This window comes from Ochrobactrum sp. SFR4, from assembly GCF_019730395.1.
In the GTDB taxonomy this organism is placed as follows: domain Bacteria; phylum Pseudomonadota; class Alphaproteobacteria; order Rhizobiales; family Rhizobiaceae; genus Pseudochrobactrum.
The window spans coordinates 1-236 of record NZ_JAAPBB010001376.1 but is presented as its reverse complement, the minus strand read 5'-3'; the positions used below and the strand labels follow the sequence as shown (position 1 = coordinate 236).

The 236-nt window shown below is 44.5% G+C and carries 1 pseudogene; it reads left to right on the top strand.

Annotated elements, in window-relative coordinates:
- Positions 1-236: pseudogene (locus HBA93_RS23530) on the top strand (glycoside hydrolase); the annotation flags it as partial.

The following is a 236-nucleotide window of genomic DNA, read 5'->3' as shown; positions in this document are numbered from 1 at the left end:
AACGGGATTTATTGGATTATTGACGGCCTGACCTCGGAACGTGGTGCTTATGCTGGGTTTTATGACCGATGGGACGTCGTAGGCGATTTACGTCTGAAAACGCACTTAGAGAATGAATCCTTTGGTCATTGGTTGCGTTTCCAGATTGATATTTTCTGTACCAAAAATCCGTATACCGGCCTTGTTCCTTTTGAGGATCCTGCGCTCGCTGTTGTAGTTCCATATAATGAAAACAG